At 72.6% G+C, this 13638-nt stretch carries 14 protein-coding genes; 10 read left to right on the top strand and 4 right to left on the bottom strand.

Going from position 1 to position 13638, the window contains the following annotated elements:
• The first annotated feature begins 44 nt into the window (after positions 1 to 44).
• From K4S16_RS23570 to K4S16_RS23590, 5 genes are read left to right on the top strand one after another with little or no spacing between them, the layout of a single operon-like run.
• Positions 45 to 1202, top strand: coding sequence for a glycosyltransferase family 4 protein (locus K4S16_RS23570; RefSeq protein WP_149261148.1), 1158 nt, complete (start codon positions 45 to 47; stop codon positions 1200 to 1202).
• Between the two features lie 10 nt (positions 1203 to 1212).
• The gene (locus K4S16_RS23575; RefSeq protein ID WP_149261149.1) at positions 1213 to 1938 is read left to right on the top strand and encodes a hypothetical protein; all 726 of its coding nucleotides are present in this window, start codon (positions 1213 to 1215) and stop codon (positions 1936 to 1938) included.
• Entirely contained in the window at positions 1935 to 2288 is a 354-nt protein-coding gene (locus tag K4S16_RS23580) for a hypothetical protein (RefSeq protein WP_149261150.1), read from the top strand. The genes K4S16_RS23575 and K4S16_RS23580 overlap by 4 nt, the downstream gene beginning before the upstream one ends.
• Complete coding sequence (locus K4S16_RS23585; RefSeq protein WP_149261151.1) at positions 2288 to 3403, top strand: glycosyltransferase family 4 protein; 1116 nt, start codon at positions 2288 to 2290, stop codon at positions 3401 to 3403. The genes K4S16_RS23580 and K4S16_RS23585 overlap by 1 nt, the downstream gene beginning before the upstream one ends.
• Positions 3400 to 4179, top strand: coding sequence for a hypothetical protein (locus K4S16_RS23590; protein WP_149261152.1), 780 nt, complete (start codon positions 3400 to 3402; stop codon positions 4177 to 4179). The genes K4S16_RS23585 and K4S16_RS23590 overlap by 4 nt, the downstream gene beginning before the upstream one ends.
• 7 nt (positions 4180 to 4186) lie before the next feature.
• Here K4S16_RS23590 and K4S16_RS23595 read toward each other — a convergent pair whose 3' ends face one another.
• The 4 genes from K4S16_RS23595 to K4S16_RS23610 all read right to left on the bottom strand — a co-directional run bounded on the left by K4S16_RS23595 (position 4187) and on the right by K4S16_RS23610 (position 8079).
• Positions 4187 to 5500 carry a serine hydrolase gene (locus K4S16_RS23595; protein ID WP_149261153.1) on the bottom strand — a complete coding sequence of 438 codons (1314 nt, stop codon included), beginning with the start codon at positions 5498 to 5500 and terminating at the stop codon, positions 4187 to 4189.
• A gap of 106 nt (positions 5501 to 5606) precedes the next feature.
• A complete protein-coding gene (locus K4S16_RS23600; protein WP_149261154.1) occupies positions 5607 to 6128 on the bottom strand; it encodes a YceI family protein in 522 nt (173 codons plus the stop codon).
• A gap of 88 nt (positions 6129 to 6216) precedes the next feature.
• Entirely contained in the window at positions 6217 to 6447 is a 231-nt protein-coding gene (locus K4S16_RS23605) for a DUF6158 family protein (protein ID WP_149261155.1), read from the bottom strand.
• A 33-nt stretch (positions 6448 to 6480) separates the two neighbouring features.
• Complete coding sequence (locus K4S16_RS23610) at positions 6481 to 8079, bottom strand: bifunctional phosphatase PAP2/diacylglycerol kinase family protein (RefSeq protein ID WP_235037009.1); 1599 nt, start codon at positions 8077 to 8079, stop codon at positions 6481 to 6483.
• A gap of 140 nt (positions 8080 to 8219) precedes the next feature.
• Here K4S16_RS23610 and K4S16_RS23615 point away from each other — a divergent pair, with 140 nt between their 5' ends.
• From K4S16_RS23615 to K4S16_RS23635, 5 genes are all read left to right on the top strand, one after another.
• Positions 8220 to 9191, top strand: a complete 972-nt coding sequence (locus tag K4S16_RS23615) for an ABC transporter permease (protein ID WP_149261157.1) — start codon at positions 8220 to 8222, stop codon at positions 9189 to 9191.
• A complete protein-coding gene (locus K4S16_RS23620; RefSeq protein ID WP_235037010.1) occupies positions 9184 to 9975 on the top strand; it encodes an ABC transporter ATP-binding protein in 792 nt (263 codons plus the stop codon). Before K4S16_RS23615 ends, K4S16_RS23620 begins: the two co-directional genes overlap by 8 nt.
• A 198-nt stretch (positions 9976 to 10173) precedes the next feature.
• Positions 10174 to 11574 carry an ABC transporter substrate-binding protein gene (locus tag K4S16_RS23625; protein WP_149261158.1) on the top strand — a complete coding sequence of 467 codons (1401 nt, stop codon included), beginning with the start codon at positions 10174 to 10176 and terminating at the stop codon, positions 11572 to 11574.
• A gap of 5 nt (positions 11575 to 11579) precedes the next feature.
• Positions 11580 to 12659 carry an ABC transporter ATP-binding protein gene (locus tag K4S16_RS23630; protein WP_235037011.1) on the top strand — a complete coding sequence of 360 codons (1080 nt, stop codon included), beginning with the start codon at positions 11580 to 11582 and terminating at the stop codon, positions 12657 to 12659.
• Positions 12656 to 13600, top strand: coding sequence for a carbohydrate ABC transporter permease (locus tag K4S16_RS23635; protein WP_200842047.1), 945 nt, complete (start codon positions 12656 to 12658; stop codon positions 13598 to 13600). Before K4S16_RS23630 ends, K4S16_RS23635 begins: the two co-directional genes overlap by 4 nt.
• Positions 13601 to 13638: the final 38 nt, after the last annotated feature.

Genomic DNA, 13638 nt, shown 5'->3' on the forward strand with positions numbered 1-13638 from the left:
TTGAGCACGCACCTGTTGAGCACGCACCTGTTGAGCACGGGCCGATGAGGCACCGCGCGGCGTATGTCGCGTTCGACCGCTTCCCGTCCAGCAAAGGATCGGCGGTGCACATCGCGCAGATGGCCGACGAGCTGTTCGCGCGGTTCGGAGGCGGGCTGCTCGCCGCGATCGGCGGCGGCGACCTGCCGCGCTACCAGCGGGAGGGGACGCGGGAGGTCGCGCGGTTCGACGCGGCGGTCCCGAACCTGATCGACCGGGCCGAGGCGTTCTCCGGCTGGGTCGCGGCGCACCTGCGGCCGCACTGGGAGACGCTGGAGGTCTGCCACGTGCGCGATCCGTGGAGCGCGCTGCCCGCGGTCGCGGACGGTCGGCGCCACAAGGTCGTGTACGAGGTCAACGGGCTGCCGTCGATCGAGATGAGCCACACCTGGCCCTGGGCCGCACCCGCCACGCTCGGCAAGATCCGCGAGCTGGAGCGGTACTGCCTGGAGCGCAGCGACGCGGTCGTGGTGCCGTCGCGGGTGATCGGCGACGCCGTCCGGGGCCTGGGGGTGCCGGAGGAGCGGATCCACCTCGTCCCAAACGGCGCCGACGTCGTGGACAGGCCGGAACGTCCCGCCGACGCGCCCGAGCGGTATCTCGTCTACGTCGGCGCGCTCCAGCCCTGGCAGGGCCTGGACGTGCTGATGCGCGCCTTCGCGCGGCTCGCCGACCTGCCGGGCCTGCGGCTGGTGGTCTGCGCGTCCGTCCCGGAGCGGCGGGCGAAGCCGGTGCGGCGGCTGGCCGAGCGCCTGGGCGTCGCCGAGCGGGTCGACTGGCGGTTCGCGCTGCCGCACCACGAGGTCGCCGCGTGGCTGGCGCACGCCGAGGTGTCGGTGGCGCCGCTGACCGGCTGCGCCCGCAACCTCGACCAGGGCTGCGCGCCGCTGAAGGTGATCGAGTCGATGGCGGCGGGCGTCCCGGTGGTCGCCTCGGACCTGCCCGCCGTCCGCGAGCTGATGGCGGACGGGCGGCACGGGCGGCTGGTGCCGGCGGACCGCCCGGCCGAACTGGCCCGGGCCGTCCGGATCCTGCTGGAGTACCCGGAGGAGGCCGCCGCGATGGGGCGGAGGGGCCGGACGCACATCGAGGAGGGCCTGACCTGGACGCGCTCGCGCGCCCGGCTGGCCGAGGTCTACCGCACGCTCACACCGGGCCGATAGGTGGTTCGTCATGTTCTACCGTAAGCAGAAGGCCGCCATCAGGCGGTTCCATCCGCTTCACCAGACGCTGACCTTGGAGCAGGTCTGCACCGTCTCGCTGCGGCGGGACGACTGGGAGCCGGTGATCCAGAGCCTCGCGCAGCACGGCGCGCACGTGCGGCGGAACAAGTGGCGGCTGCACGAGCGGGTCGCCGGCGTGCTCGTGCCGCTGCTGCGGGTGCTGGCGGCCGACATGCCGCCCGACGGGGTGCTGTCGGTGGCCGCGGACATGCGCGGGTCGCGGGTCCCGGAGAAGAACGGCCCCAAGCAGGACCTGCCCTCGCGGCCCCCGATCTCGATGCTCAAGCAGTGGTACGCGCTCGACCCGTGGCTGCGGATGCGGGCCGAGCTGCGCGACGGCAGCGTCGTCGAGGTGACGGTCACCGACCGGGTGCGCAACCGCAGCTACAACAAGCGGAACGTGCGTGGGAAGATCAAGATGAAGCACAAGACGAAGACGGTGCAGTTCGTGCGCGTCACCCGGCGGCTGGCGAAGGACGCGGTCGTCCAGCAGCCGCCCTCCCCGCCGCCCGGCTGGGTGAAGGTGCAGGTCAAGCAGGGCAAGCGGCCGGTGATCCGCGCGAGCGCGAAGTTCCCCGGGCAGACGAACACGGGCCTCGTGGACCGGATCCTGCAGGTGTCGACCGAGCCGTTCCGGTGGACGCCCCCCGGCACGGCCGCGAGGAGGACCAAGTGAACCGCTGCACCGTGACCACCGGCTTCTTCGTGCTCGGGCGCTGCGGCCAGGCGGCGGTGGCGGCCTGCCCGCGGTGCGGCAGGCCCGTCTGCGGCGCGCACGCCGGGCCGAACGCGCTGTGCCCCGAGTGCGCGGCGGCGCAGGGGTACGGGACGCAGGACCCGCACGACCCGGCCTGGGCGGGCGGGTACCGGCGCCAGTACTACCGGAGCAGCTCGCAGGCCTACAACGACGGCTACTGGTACTCCTCGTTCGACGAGTACGACCGGGGCGCGTTCAACCCCGGCGACGACTACTCCTACGGCGGCGACTGGGGGCCGGACGAGGACACCGGGTTCGTGGACAGCTGATGCCGCGCGTCCTGTGGATCACCGAGCACTACCCGCCGAGCCAGGGCGGCATGGCGCAGTCGTGCGACCGGATCGTGCGGGGACTGCGCGGCGCCGGGGCCGAGGTCGACGTCGCCCACCTGACCCGGCGGTCGCGGCCGTGGGGCGTGGCGCGCGAGAACGGCGGGCGGCTCATCACCGCGCCGCTCGGGGACGACTCCGAGCACGCGCTGCGCCGCCTGTGGACGACCGTCACCGCCGAGAACCTCACCGGCTACACCCATGTGGTGGCGTTCGGCGGCGTGCACGCGATGCTCGCCGCGCCCGTGCTGTCCGCGCTGCTCGGCGCGCCGCTCGTGACGCTGCTGCGCGGCAACGACATCGACGTCGGCGTCTTCTCGATGCGGCGGCGCGGCGTGCTGGCCGACGCGCTGCGCGCCTCGGCCCGCGTGTGCGTCGTCGCCCGCTCGCACGCGCCGCTGGTGCGGGCGCTCGTCCCGGACGCGGCGGTCGCGTTCGTCGCCAACAGCGTCGACACCGCGCAGTGGCGGGTGCTGCCGTCCGAACGCGAGCGCGGCAGGGCGTGGCGGGAGGAGAACGTCGCCCCCGGCCGCCGGACGATCGGTCTCATCGGCCAGCTCAAGGTGAAGAAGGGCGTCGGCTTCTTCCTGGAGGCGCTGGCGGCGTCGCGCCGCGCCGACGACTTCCATCTGCTGCTCGTCGGCGAGGTCGAGGAGTCCGTGCGGGAGCGGCTCGCGGACGGCGACGTCCCGCACTCGTTCCTGCCTTTCCTGGAGCGCTACGACCTTCCGGCCGTCTACGCGAGCTGCGACCTGGTCGCGCTCCCCTCGTTCTACGACGGGATGCCGAACGTGGCGCTGGAGGCGGCGGCGCTCGGCGTGCCGCTGCTCGCGTCGGACGCGGGCGGGCTGGCGGACGTGGCCGACGACGAGATCGGGTTCGCCTTCCCCGCGGGCGACCCGCACGCGTGCCGGGCGGCGATCGACCGGGCCGCGCGGGCGGGCGCCGAGGAGCTGGCCAAGCTCGGCGCGGCGGGCGCGGAGCGGATCCGCCGCGACTTCACCCCGGCCGCCGAGACCGCCGGCTACCTGGCCGTCCTCGACGAGACCCGGTGATCGTCTGCTACGCGGCCGGTGACGGGCTGGGGCATCTGACGCGGCTCCGGGCCGTCCTGCACACCCTGCGCCGGGAAGGGCCGGTCACCGTCGTGACCGGGTCGCCGTTCGCGGCCGACCCGCGCGTGGCGGGCGGCTGGCGCGTCGTGGAGACCGCCGACCTCACGGCCCTGCGGCCCGACGAGGTGATCGTGGACGCGTTCCCGGCCGGGCTGAGGGGCGAGCTGGCCCGCCTCCCGCCCGGGGTCCCCACGACGCATCTGGCGCGGCTCCTGCTCTGGGACGCCTACCGGCCCCTGCTCCCCGCCGACCCGGTCCGCTTCGACCGCACGTACGTCCTGGAGGAACTCGACCCCGCTCACGACGCCTACCTGCGCACGGTCTCGGACGAGTTCGCTCCCCTGGCGCTCACCGATCCCCCGTCGGAGCCGGTCGACGTCGCCGGTTGGCTCATCGTGCACAGCGGGCCCGACGCGGAGACGCTCCAGCTCGTCGCCTACGCGGAGGACATGGCGTCCGCCGAACGGGTCCGTCCGCCGATGACCCTGGTGTCGCCCGCGCGGCCGGACGGCCTGCCGCCGCACATCGCCCATCTGGACGTGTATCCCGCCGGCGTCCCGGGCCCGGACGTCGAGCGGATCATCACCGCGGCGGGCTTCAACGCCGTCCGCCAGTTCGCGCCCTGGCGGGACCGGCACCGGATGATGCCGTTCCCGCGCAGCCTGGACGACCAGTACACCCGCGCGGCCCGTGCCAGAAGCCGGGTGCCGCGCTAGAAAGCGGCTAGAAGTAGGAGGAGGTCAGGTCGCCGGCCGGCCACGTCTTCACCGCGTTCGCGGCCTTGTGCAGCAGCGAGTCGATGTCGCCGTAGTTCGCCGCGTCGCCCTCCTGCCGCTGGTCGAACAGAACCGCCCACGTCAGGCCGTCGTACCGCCGGACCAGGAGCGTGTACGTCCCGGGCAGGCTCCCGTTGTGCCAGGTGTTGCGGCCGCCGGTCACCGGGCGCACCTGCCAGCCGCAGCCGTAGTACCAGCCGTCGGCGTTGACGCCCGTCTCCGGCTTGGCGAACGCCCGGCTGATCGACGCCGAGGTCAGCACGGACGTCCCGCCGTCGTAGACGCCCGCGAAGCGGGTGAGGTCCATCGCGGTGGCCAGCCAGCCGCCGTGCGCGTCCATGTTCTCCAGGTTGAACGCGCCGTACGGGTAGGCCACCTTCGTGCCGCTGTTGTCGAAGACGGTGGTCCCGGTGTAGCCCGAGTGGTAAGGGACCTCGCCGGTGGCCTTGGTGAGCGTCCTGCCCAGGCGCATCCGCGTGATCTTGCGCGGCGCGAGCACGGTCTGCCGGACGTAGTCCTCGTACTTCTTGCCGGTGGCCTTCTCGATGATCCGGCCGAGCAGCAGGTAGCCGTAGTTGGAGTAGGCGTACCGCGCGCCGGGCGTGTGGTCGAGCCCGCGCGCCGACGCGTACTTCATGATGTTCGCCTTCGACACCGGCAGCGCGACGCCGAGCGCCTTGGCGATGGCCGCGTCCTGGAACATCGGGTCGGGCGTGATGTCGCGGTCCCAGCCGCCGAGGTGCTGCAGCAGCCGCAGGACGGTGACGTCCTTGAGGCGGGGATCGGCCGTCGTGGAGAGCCCCAGCAGGGTCGCCGCACGGTCGGTGAGCTTGACCTTCCCGTCCTGGACGAGCCTGAGCACCGCCGTCGCCGTGACGGGCTTGGAGATGCTGGCGATGCGGAACGGCGAGGTCGGCTGCGTCGTGAACGCGCCGTCCTCTGCGTAGGTGTAACCGCGAGACAGGACGAGCTTGCCCTTGCGGACGACGGCGAGCTGCCCGCAGGGGATCTCCCGCTCCTGCATGAAGCTCTTGAGCGTCGAGTCGAACCCGCCGAGGCCGGTGAGCGCCTTGCCGGTCACCCGCCAGGTGCGGGCCGCCGCTGCCGCCCGCGCCGTCCTGGCCGACCCGGAGGAGCCGGCCGAGCAGCCGGCGAGCAGCGCCGGCGCGGCCACCAGGCCCGCCGCCTTTCCGAGGTCCCTCCTGCTCAGCTCCGCCACCGCGGCCCCCTGAAGATCGACTGACCGGAATGCGATGATCATGCACCCTAGTGCAATTTGATCTTCAGGGACCGGGAAACGCGGGCGCGGGCGCCCGCGCCAGGGCAGGGCTTACCGGGGCTACCGGGGCTACCGGGGCTACCGGGGCCTAACGGGGAAGGCGGACGTCGAACTCGACCTCGACCTCGTCGGCGAGCCGGAGCGCGCCGAAGAACGCCGAGTACGGCTTGATGCCCCAGCGGGTCTGGTCGACGGTGACGCCGCCGCGCACCCGGTCGCCGTCCCGGGACGCCGTGAGCCGCACCGGCTTGACCCGTCCCATGATCGTGAGGTCGCCCTCGACGGCGTCCTCGCCGATCGCGGTGGAGGCGAACCTGATCTCCGGGTACCGGTGGACGTCCAGCACCTTGCGCAGGTTCTTCACGATCTCCGCGCGGTCCTGGTCGGTGAGCGGCTTCACGCCGCCGGTGCCCTCCCGCACCTCCAGCCCGTCCACCCCGACGGTCACCTCGACCGACGACGCCTCCAGGGGCTCGCGCGCCTCGACCGCCGCCGACCACCGCGTGGCCTCGATGACCAGGTCGTGCCCGGCGCGCCGGCCGAGCCCGCTGCGCCCCGTCCGGACGAGCAGCCGCCCGTCCTCGGGTCCGAGCTCGAACGTTCCGTCCATGTCCTCCACCCTGCCACTCGGGTCCGGGGGCGCTCCACCTCGGGCCGGGGGCGGCACTCGGCGCGGGCCCCCGGCGCGCCGGACGCCGTCAGCGGGCGCGGGCGCCCTCGCGCAGCCGCTCGGGATCGATCTCCCGGCCGGGACGGCGGCGCAGGTACTCGGCCTCCAGCTCGTTCATGCGGCGCGTGTGCTCGCCGTAGGCCTGGTCGGCGGCGTGCCGCAGCGCGTCCAGCCTCGTCTCGTACAGGTGGCCGAGTTCACGGAACAGGTCGTCGTCACCGAGGTCGCCGGGCGCGACTCCCAGATCACGGCTCGTCATGGTGTGATCCCTCCTTCGCGGGCGTCCCCTGCTCTACCCGGGCGCCGGGGCCTGAACCGTGAACACCCGCAGGGCGCGGGGGTGCTTGCCGAACCGCACCGCGGGCGGCAGCGACGCCACCTCGCCGTCCCGCGCCAGCCGCAGCTCCCCGGCCGGCGAGATCAGCTCCATGCCGGTCGTCCGCCACGAGCCGTACCCGGGGGTGACGTGCAGGTGCCCGGCGAGGACCGCGGCGACCGCGCGGACGCGGGGCACGCGTCCGCGGGTGGTGACCATCCGGACGTCGAGCCGCCCGTCGTCGAGGCGCTCGCGCCAGGTGGGCGCGGCGCCCCGCGAGCCGTAGACGCAGTTGCCGACGAACGCGAGCCAGACGCGGCGGCGCCTGCCGTCCACCATCAGCTCGACGGGCTCGGAGCGCCGCAGCGTGCGGACGGCGGCGACGGCCAGCGCGGGCCACTTCCCGATCCGGCGCTCCAGCCGGACGCGGCGGTCGACCATCTCGGTGTAGGCGCCGAAGCTCGCGGTGTTGAGGAAGACCTGCTCCGCGTCGTCCCCCGCCTCGGCGGCCATCGGGGCGACGTAGGAGACGTCGGCGCGGCCGATCCTGCCCTCCCGGTAGGCCTTGATCGCCTGGGCGGCGGTCTCCACCCCGAGCGCGCGGGAGAAGTGGTCGAACGTCCCGCCGGGGACGACGAGCAGCGGGACATCGTGCTCCAGCGCGGCCCGCGCGGCGGCGTTCACGGTGCCGTCGCCGCCGACCACGGCCAGCACGTCGGCCCTGTCGGCGGCCTCGGCGCAGGCCTTGTCGAGGTCCGCGTCCGGCTCCAGCCGGACGACCTCCGCGGCGGGCAGCTCGCCCTCCAGCATCGCGACCGCGATCTCCGCGCGTTTCGGAAGGATGCCCGCCTCCGCCTCGCCGACGGGGCCCGCGCCGAGGTTGACGACGGCCACCACGCCGCGCCCGTCCGGGGCGATCCGGACGGGCGCGTCCCCGGGCTCGGCCGGGGCCACGCGGGCCACCGGGGGGCGGGCGGGCCACACCAGCCGGGTGCCGAGCCCGGCGAGGGCGCCGATCCCGAGGCCCGCCAGCACGTCGCCCGGATAGTGGGCGCCGGTGTAGACGCGGGAGAACGCGACCGCCGCGGCGGTCGCCGCGACCGGCACGGCCACCGCCCGCGGGGCCTCCAGCGCGACGCCGGCCGCGAACGCGGCCGCCGAGGCCGAGTGCCCGGAGGGGAAGGCGTGCGAGGTCGGCAGCTTCCACCGGACCCGGATCGGGGGGACGAGGTCCACGACGGGCCGCCTGCGGCGGAACGCCTGCTTGCCGGCGATGTTCACGGCGGGGCTCGCCACGGCGATCGCGATGGCCCCGCGCAGCGCGGCGCGCCGCAGCCGGGGCCGTCCGGCGATCCCCATCGCCCCGGCCGTCGTGAACCACAGCACACCGTGGTCGGCGAACCGCGAGAGGCGCGGCAGGACGTACTCCAGTCCGGGCAGCCGGGCCGCGGCCACCTGGTCGAAGGCCCACCGGTCCATCCGGCCGAGCTTGCGCAGGAGGGCGACCCGGTTCGGCCAGGGGCGATGCTCCTGGACCTGCCGCGACCGGCGTCGGGTGACGGACCGTGACGGCACGGAAGTGCGCCGTGAGTGGTTGACGCGCATGACCGGGGTATCCCCAGGGAGGCCGACATGATTCCGTAAAGATCTCAAATCGGGGGTCACATGCGGGCGAACGTCACTGTGGACTCAGCGACTGCAATAGGCTTCGCGACATGAGTCACCCGGAACGGCTCGGAAGCCCGGGTGGCGAGTCGGTCGGGACGATCGCGGAGCCTCCTCACGTGAACGGGACCCTGGCCGACTACGCCGCACGATACGGGCTGAGGCAGAGCGCTGCGCGCCCCCCGCTTCGCAAGTACATCCAGGATGTGTGGGCTCGCCGGAACTTCATCTGGGCGTTCGCCTCCGCCAAGAACATCTCGCTGTACTCCGACTCCCGGCTGGGCCAGGTATGGCAGCTGCTGACGCCGCTCCTCAACGCCGGGGTCTACTACCTGATCTTCGGTCTGCTGCTGGGCACCGGCCGCGGGGTACCCGACTTCATCCCCTTCCTGGTGACGGGTGTCTTCCTGTTCGGGTTCACGCAGCGCTCGGTCACGTCGGGCGCCAAGTCCGTCGGCGACAACCTGTCGCTGATCAGGGCCCTGCACTTCCCGCGCGCCACGCTGCCCTTCGCGATCGCGATCGTGGAGGTGCAGCAGCTGCTGCTCGCGCTGGTGGTGCTGTTCGCGATCGTGTTCGCGTTCGGCGAGCCGATCAGCTTCCAGATGCTGCTGCTCGTACCGCTGCTCGGGCTCCAGCTCATGTTCAACGTGGGCATCAGCATGGTCATGGCCCGGCTCGGGGCGTTCAACCGCGACATCACCCAGTTGCTGCCGTTCGTCATGCGGGTCTGGATGTACGCGTCCGGCGTGATCTTCTGCCTGCCGGCGATGATGAAGCCGGGCGGCAGGCTGGCCGACTACCCGTGGCTGGCCGAGCTGATGCAGTTCAATCCGGCGTACGTGTTCGTGGAGCTGAGCCGGTACGTGCTGCTAGGCCAGTACCGGGGCTTCGTCGGGAGCATCCAGCACGCCGCTTCGGCGGGGCAGTTGTGGCTCTACGCGGTCGCGTGGGCCGGGGTGATGCTGACGGGCGGGTTCCTGTACTTCTACCGTGCCGAGGAGCGATACGGCCGTGGCTGACACGAAGGTCCGCAGGACCGCCGAAATCGACCCGAACCGGGAGCCGATCGTCGTCGTGGACGACCTCCACATCGTCTACCGGGTGTACGGCGCGGGCGGCAAGGGCAACGCCGCGAGCGCGTTCTCCCGCATCCTGCGCCGCAAGCACCGCCCGTCGATGACCGAAGTCCACGCGATCAAGGGCCTGTCGTTCGTCGCGTACCGGGGCGAGGCGGTCGGCATCATCGGCACCAACGGCTCCGGCAAGTCGACGCTGCTGAAGGCGATCGCGGGGCTGCTGCCCCCGCACCGGGGCGCCGTCTACACCGACGGCCAGCCCTCCCTGCTGGGGGTGAACGCGGCCCTGATGAAGGACCTCACCGGCGAGCGCAACATCGTTCTCGGCTGCCTCGCCATGGGCATGACCCCGGCGGAGACGAAGGCCAAGTACCAGGAGGTCGTCGACTTCGCCGGACTGAAGGAAGGCTTCATCCAGTACCCCATGCGGACGTACTCGTCCGGCATGGGCGCCCGCCTCCGGTTCGCGATCGCCGCGGCCAAGACCCACGACGTGCTGCTGATCGACGAGGCGCTCGCCACCGGCGACGCCAAGTTCCGGACCAAGAGCAAGCGCCGCATCGACGAGCTGCGCAAGGACGCCGGCGCGGTCTTCCTGGTCGCGCACCAGCTCGACACGGTCAAGGAGATGTGCGACCGCGTCATCTGGATCGACGAGGGCCGCATGCACATGGACGGCGACCCCGATGAGGTCATCGAGGCCTACACCGAGGCGACCGGCAAGTAGCGCGACCGGCAAGTAGCGCGACCGGCAGGTGGCGCCGCCGGGCAAGTGGCGCCGCCGGGCGAACAGCACATGGTGCCGGTGAGCACATTGTGACGGACGTCACCACAGTGACGCGGAGTTACCTGATCGTCGCTGGATGAGACGGGCTCTCCGATCTACCGTCGAGGGGAGACCCCCTCAGCGGCGAGGAGAGCCCCCATGTCCGAGCGGCTCAGCAGACGCGGCTTCCTGTCCTCCACGGTCCTCGCTGCGGGCGCGTCAGGTCTCCTGGCGGGATGCGCCAGCGAGACCAGCGGCCCGCAGGCGAAGGACTCCGGGAAAGCGCCGAAGGAGGTGTTCACCTCCCCCGCGAAGAAGCTGGGCGGCTCGCTCAGCATCCTGATGTGGAGCCACTTCGTCCCCCGGCACGACAAGTGGTTCGACGCGTTCCTCGCCGACTGGGGCAGGAAGGTCGGCGTGGACGTCCGGGTCGACCACATCAACACCGTGGACGTCCCCCGCCGCGCCGCGTCGGAGATCCAGGCGGGCCGCGGCCACGACCTGATCCAGCACATCGCGCCGTTCTCGCAGTACGAGCCGTCCGTCCTGGACATGACCGACCTCGTCCAGGAGGCCAGCCGGCGGTGGGGGAAGCAACTCGAACTGTGCCGCAAGTCGAGCTACAACCCGAACACCCGGCGCTTCTACGCCTACTGCCCCGGCTGGTCGCCCGACCCCGGCGACTACCGCAAGTCGATGTGGCAGCAGGCGGGGATGCCGAACGGGCCCGGGAGCTGGGACGACCTGGTGCGGGGCGCGGCGGAGATCAAGCGGCGGACCGGGGTGCCGTGCGGCATCGGCCTGTCCCCCGAGACCGACTCGAACATGGCGGCGCGGGCGCTGCTGTGGTCGTTCGGCGGGTCCGTCCAGGACCAGCACGAGAAGGTCGTCCTGGAATCGGACGCGACCGTCGCGGCCGTCGAGTACATGGCGCGGCTGTTCCGGGAGGCGGAGACCAGCGAGGTCTTCTCCTGGACGCCCGCGTCCAACAACCAGGCGCTCATCGCCGGCAAGTCGTCCTACATCGTGAACTCGATCTCGGCGTGGCGGACGGCGATGGGCACCAACCGCAGGATCGGCGACGACATCTTCTTCGTCCCCGCGCTGCGCGGCCCGAAGGCGGCGCTGGCGGCGCAGCACGTGATCCAGCAGTGGATCGTCCCGAAGCACGCGGGGAACCCCGACGCGGCCAAGGAGTTCCTGCTGCACTACACCGCGAACTTCCCCTCGGTGTCGTACCACTCCGAGCTGTACGACCTGCCGGGTTGGCCGGCGATCGTCCCGCAGCTGAACGGCTGGCTGGACGACGACCCGTGGGGCGCGAAGCCCGCGGACAAGCTGGCGCTGCTCAAGACGGCGACGTCGTGGAGCGCGAACATCGGCTACCCGGGCCCGTCCAACCCGGCGATCGGCGAGGTCTTCAACACCAACGTGCTGCCGACGATGTTCGGCCGCGCCGCCCGCGGCCAGGCGTCCCCGCGGCAGGCCGTCGCGGAGGCGGCTGACCGCGTCGACGCGATCTTCAAGAACTGGCGCGCCCGCGGCCTGGTGGGCGGCTGACCGCCGTGCACGCCGTGGAGGTGAAGGGGCTGGTCAAGACCTTCGACGGGCAGCTGCGGGCCCGCCGGGGCCGGTCGCGCGGCGCGGTGGTGCGGGCCCTGGACGGGGTCGACCTGGCCGCGGAGCCCGGCGAGTACCTGGTGCTGCTCGGACCGTCCGGCTGCGGGAAGACGACCCTGCTGCGCACGATCGCGGGCCTGGAGCAGCCCACCGAGGGCGAGGTGCTGATCGGCGGCGACGTGGTCAACGGGCTCCCGCCGCGGGTCCGGCAGATCGCGATGGTGTTCCAGTCGTACGCGCTCTACCCACACAAGACGGTGATGGACAACATCGTCTTCCCGCTCCGCGCGGAGGGCATGGCCCGCGACGAGCGGGAGCGCAAGGCGAGATGGGCCGCCGACCTGCTGGACATCGAGCCGCTGCTGCGCCGCAAGCCCCGCCAGCTGTCCGGCGGTGAGCGGCAGCGGGTGGCGCTGGCGCGCGCGCTGGTCCGCGACCCGGCGGTGTTCCTGCTGGACGAGCCGCTGTCCAACCTCGACGCGAAGATGCGCGCGACGGCGCGGGACGAACTGAAGCGCTTCCAGGAGCGGGTCGGGACGACCACCGTCTACGTCACCCACGACCAGGCGGAGGCGATGGGGCTCGGCGACCGGATCGCGGTGCTGGAGCGCGGCCGCGTCCGCCAGGTCGGGACGCCGCAGGAGGTGTACGACGACCCGGCCGACACGTTCGTCGCGACGTTCATCGGGTCGCCGCCGATGAACCTCGTCAGGCGCGACGGGGTGCTCGTGGGGTTCCGTCCCGAGCACCTGCTGCCCGCCGAGGACGTCGCGTCCGGGCCACGGCTGGTGATGCCGCTGGCGGTCGAGCGGATGGAGTACCTGTCCGGGGACCGCCACGTGTACGGGACGGTCACCGGGATCGGCGAGGAGACCCGCATGATCGCCCGGCTCCCCGCCACCGTGGCGACGCCCCTGGCCGCCGGGGAGGTCCGCGAGTTCGCGGTGCCGGCGGACCGGCTGCGGTTCTTCGACGCCGCCGGCGGGACCCGCACGGCGCCCGTGCCGGTCGGGGAGACGCCGTGACCGGGGCGCGGACGGACCCGGAAACCCGGACCGAGGCGCCCGCGAGGCCGCCGGCCAGGGCGGGCCTCGCCGACCGCGAGGGGTTCCTCGCCTGGGTGATGCTGCTGCCCTCGGTGGTCTACATCGTCGCGCTGGTCGGCGTCCCGTTCCTGCTGGCGGTCGCGTTCGCCTTCTCGGACGTGACGACCGGCGACCCCTCGTTCGACCTCGTCGGGACCCGCAACTTCCAGGAGGTCTTCGCGGACGGCGTGTTCTGGCGGGCGCTGCGCAACACGCTGGTCTTCACGCTGGTCAGCATGGTGCTGATCGTGGTGTTCGGGAAGATCCTCGCCAACGTGCTGGTGGCCGACTTCCACGGCAAGTGGTTCGTCCGGTTCCTGGTGCTGCTGCCGTGGACGACGCCGGTCGCGCTGTCGACGATCTCGTGGCTGTGGTTCCTCGACTCGATCTACTCGCCGGTCGACTGGGTGCTGCGCCATCTCGGGCTGATCGACGCGAACGTGGTGTGGCTGGGCCGTCCCGGCACCGCGATGGCGTCGGTGATCGCGGTCCAGACGTGGCGGCTGACGCCGCTGGCCGCGGTCATCGTGATGGCGGGGCTGGTCGCGATCCCCCGCGACATCGACGAGGCCGCGCGGATCGACGGCGCCGGGTTCTGGCGGCGCATGTTCGAGGTGACGATCCCGCTGACGCTGCCGGTGATCGCGGTCGCCGGCCTGTTCGGCGCGATCATGACGTTCACCGACATGACCGTCCCGTACGTGCTGACGCGGGGCGGCCCGACGCACTCGACCGACGTGCTGGCGTCGTGGGCGTACTTCCGCGGCATCGAGGGCGGGGACGTCGGCCAGGGCGCGGCCATCGCCCTGTTCCTGTTCCCGCTGCTGCTCGCGGGCGCCGTCGCGATCCTGCGGGCGGTACGGCGGTTGGAGGCCGGATGACGGAACGTAGCGAGCGCAGCGAGCGTAGTGCCGTCATC

The organism is Actinomadura sp. K4S16 (assembly GCF_008327685.1).
GTDB lineage: Bacteria > Actinomycetota > Actinomycetes > Streptosporangiales > Streptosporangiaceae > Spirillospora.

What these genes read in the sequence shown, in the direction of transcription:
- K4S16_RS23570 (WP_149261148.1), top strand. Translation starts at nt 45, where the DNA reads ATGAGGCACCGCGCGGCGTATGTCGCGTTCGACCGCTTCCCGTCCAGC.
- K4S16_RS23575 (WP_149261149.1), top strand. Translation starts at nt 1,213, where the DNA reads ATGTTCTACCGTAAGCAGAAGGCCGCCATCAGGCGGTTCCATCCGCTT.
- K4S16_RS23585 (WP_149261151.1), top strand. Translation starts at nt 2,288, where the DNA reads ATGCCGCGCGTCCTGTGGATCACCGAGCACTACCCGCCGAGCCAGGGC.
- K4S16_RS23595 (WP_149261153.1), bottom strand. Translation starts at nt 5,500, where the DNA reads ATGATCATCGCATTCCGGTCAGTCGATCTTCAGGGGGCCGCGGTGGCG.
- K4S16_RS23600 (WP_149261154.1), bottom strand. Translation starts at nt 6,128, where the DNA reads ATGGACGGAACGTTCGAGCTCGGACCCGAGGACGGGCGGCTGCTCGTC.
- K4S16_RS23605 (WP_149261155.1), bottom strand. Translation starts at nt 6,447, where the DNA reads ATGACGAGCCGTGATCTGGGAGTCGCGCCCGGCGACCTCGGTGACGAC.
- K4S16_RS23615 (WP_149261157.1), top strand. Translation starts at nt 8,220, where the DNA reads ATGAGTCACCCGGAACGGCTCGGAAGCCCGGGTGGCGAGTCGGTCGGG.
- K4S16_RS23625 (WP_149261158.1), top strand. Translation starts at nt 10,174, where the DNA reads ATGTCCGAGCGGCTCAGCAGACGCGGCTTCCTGTCCTCCACGGTCCTC.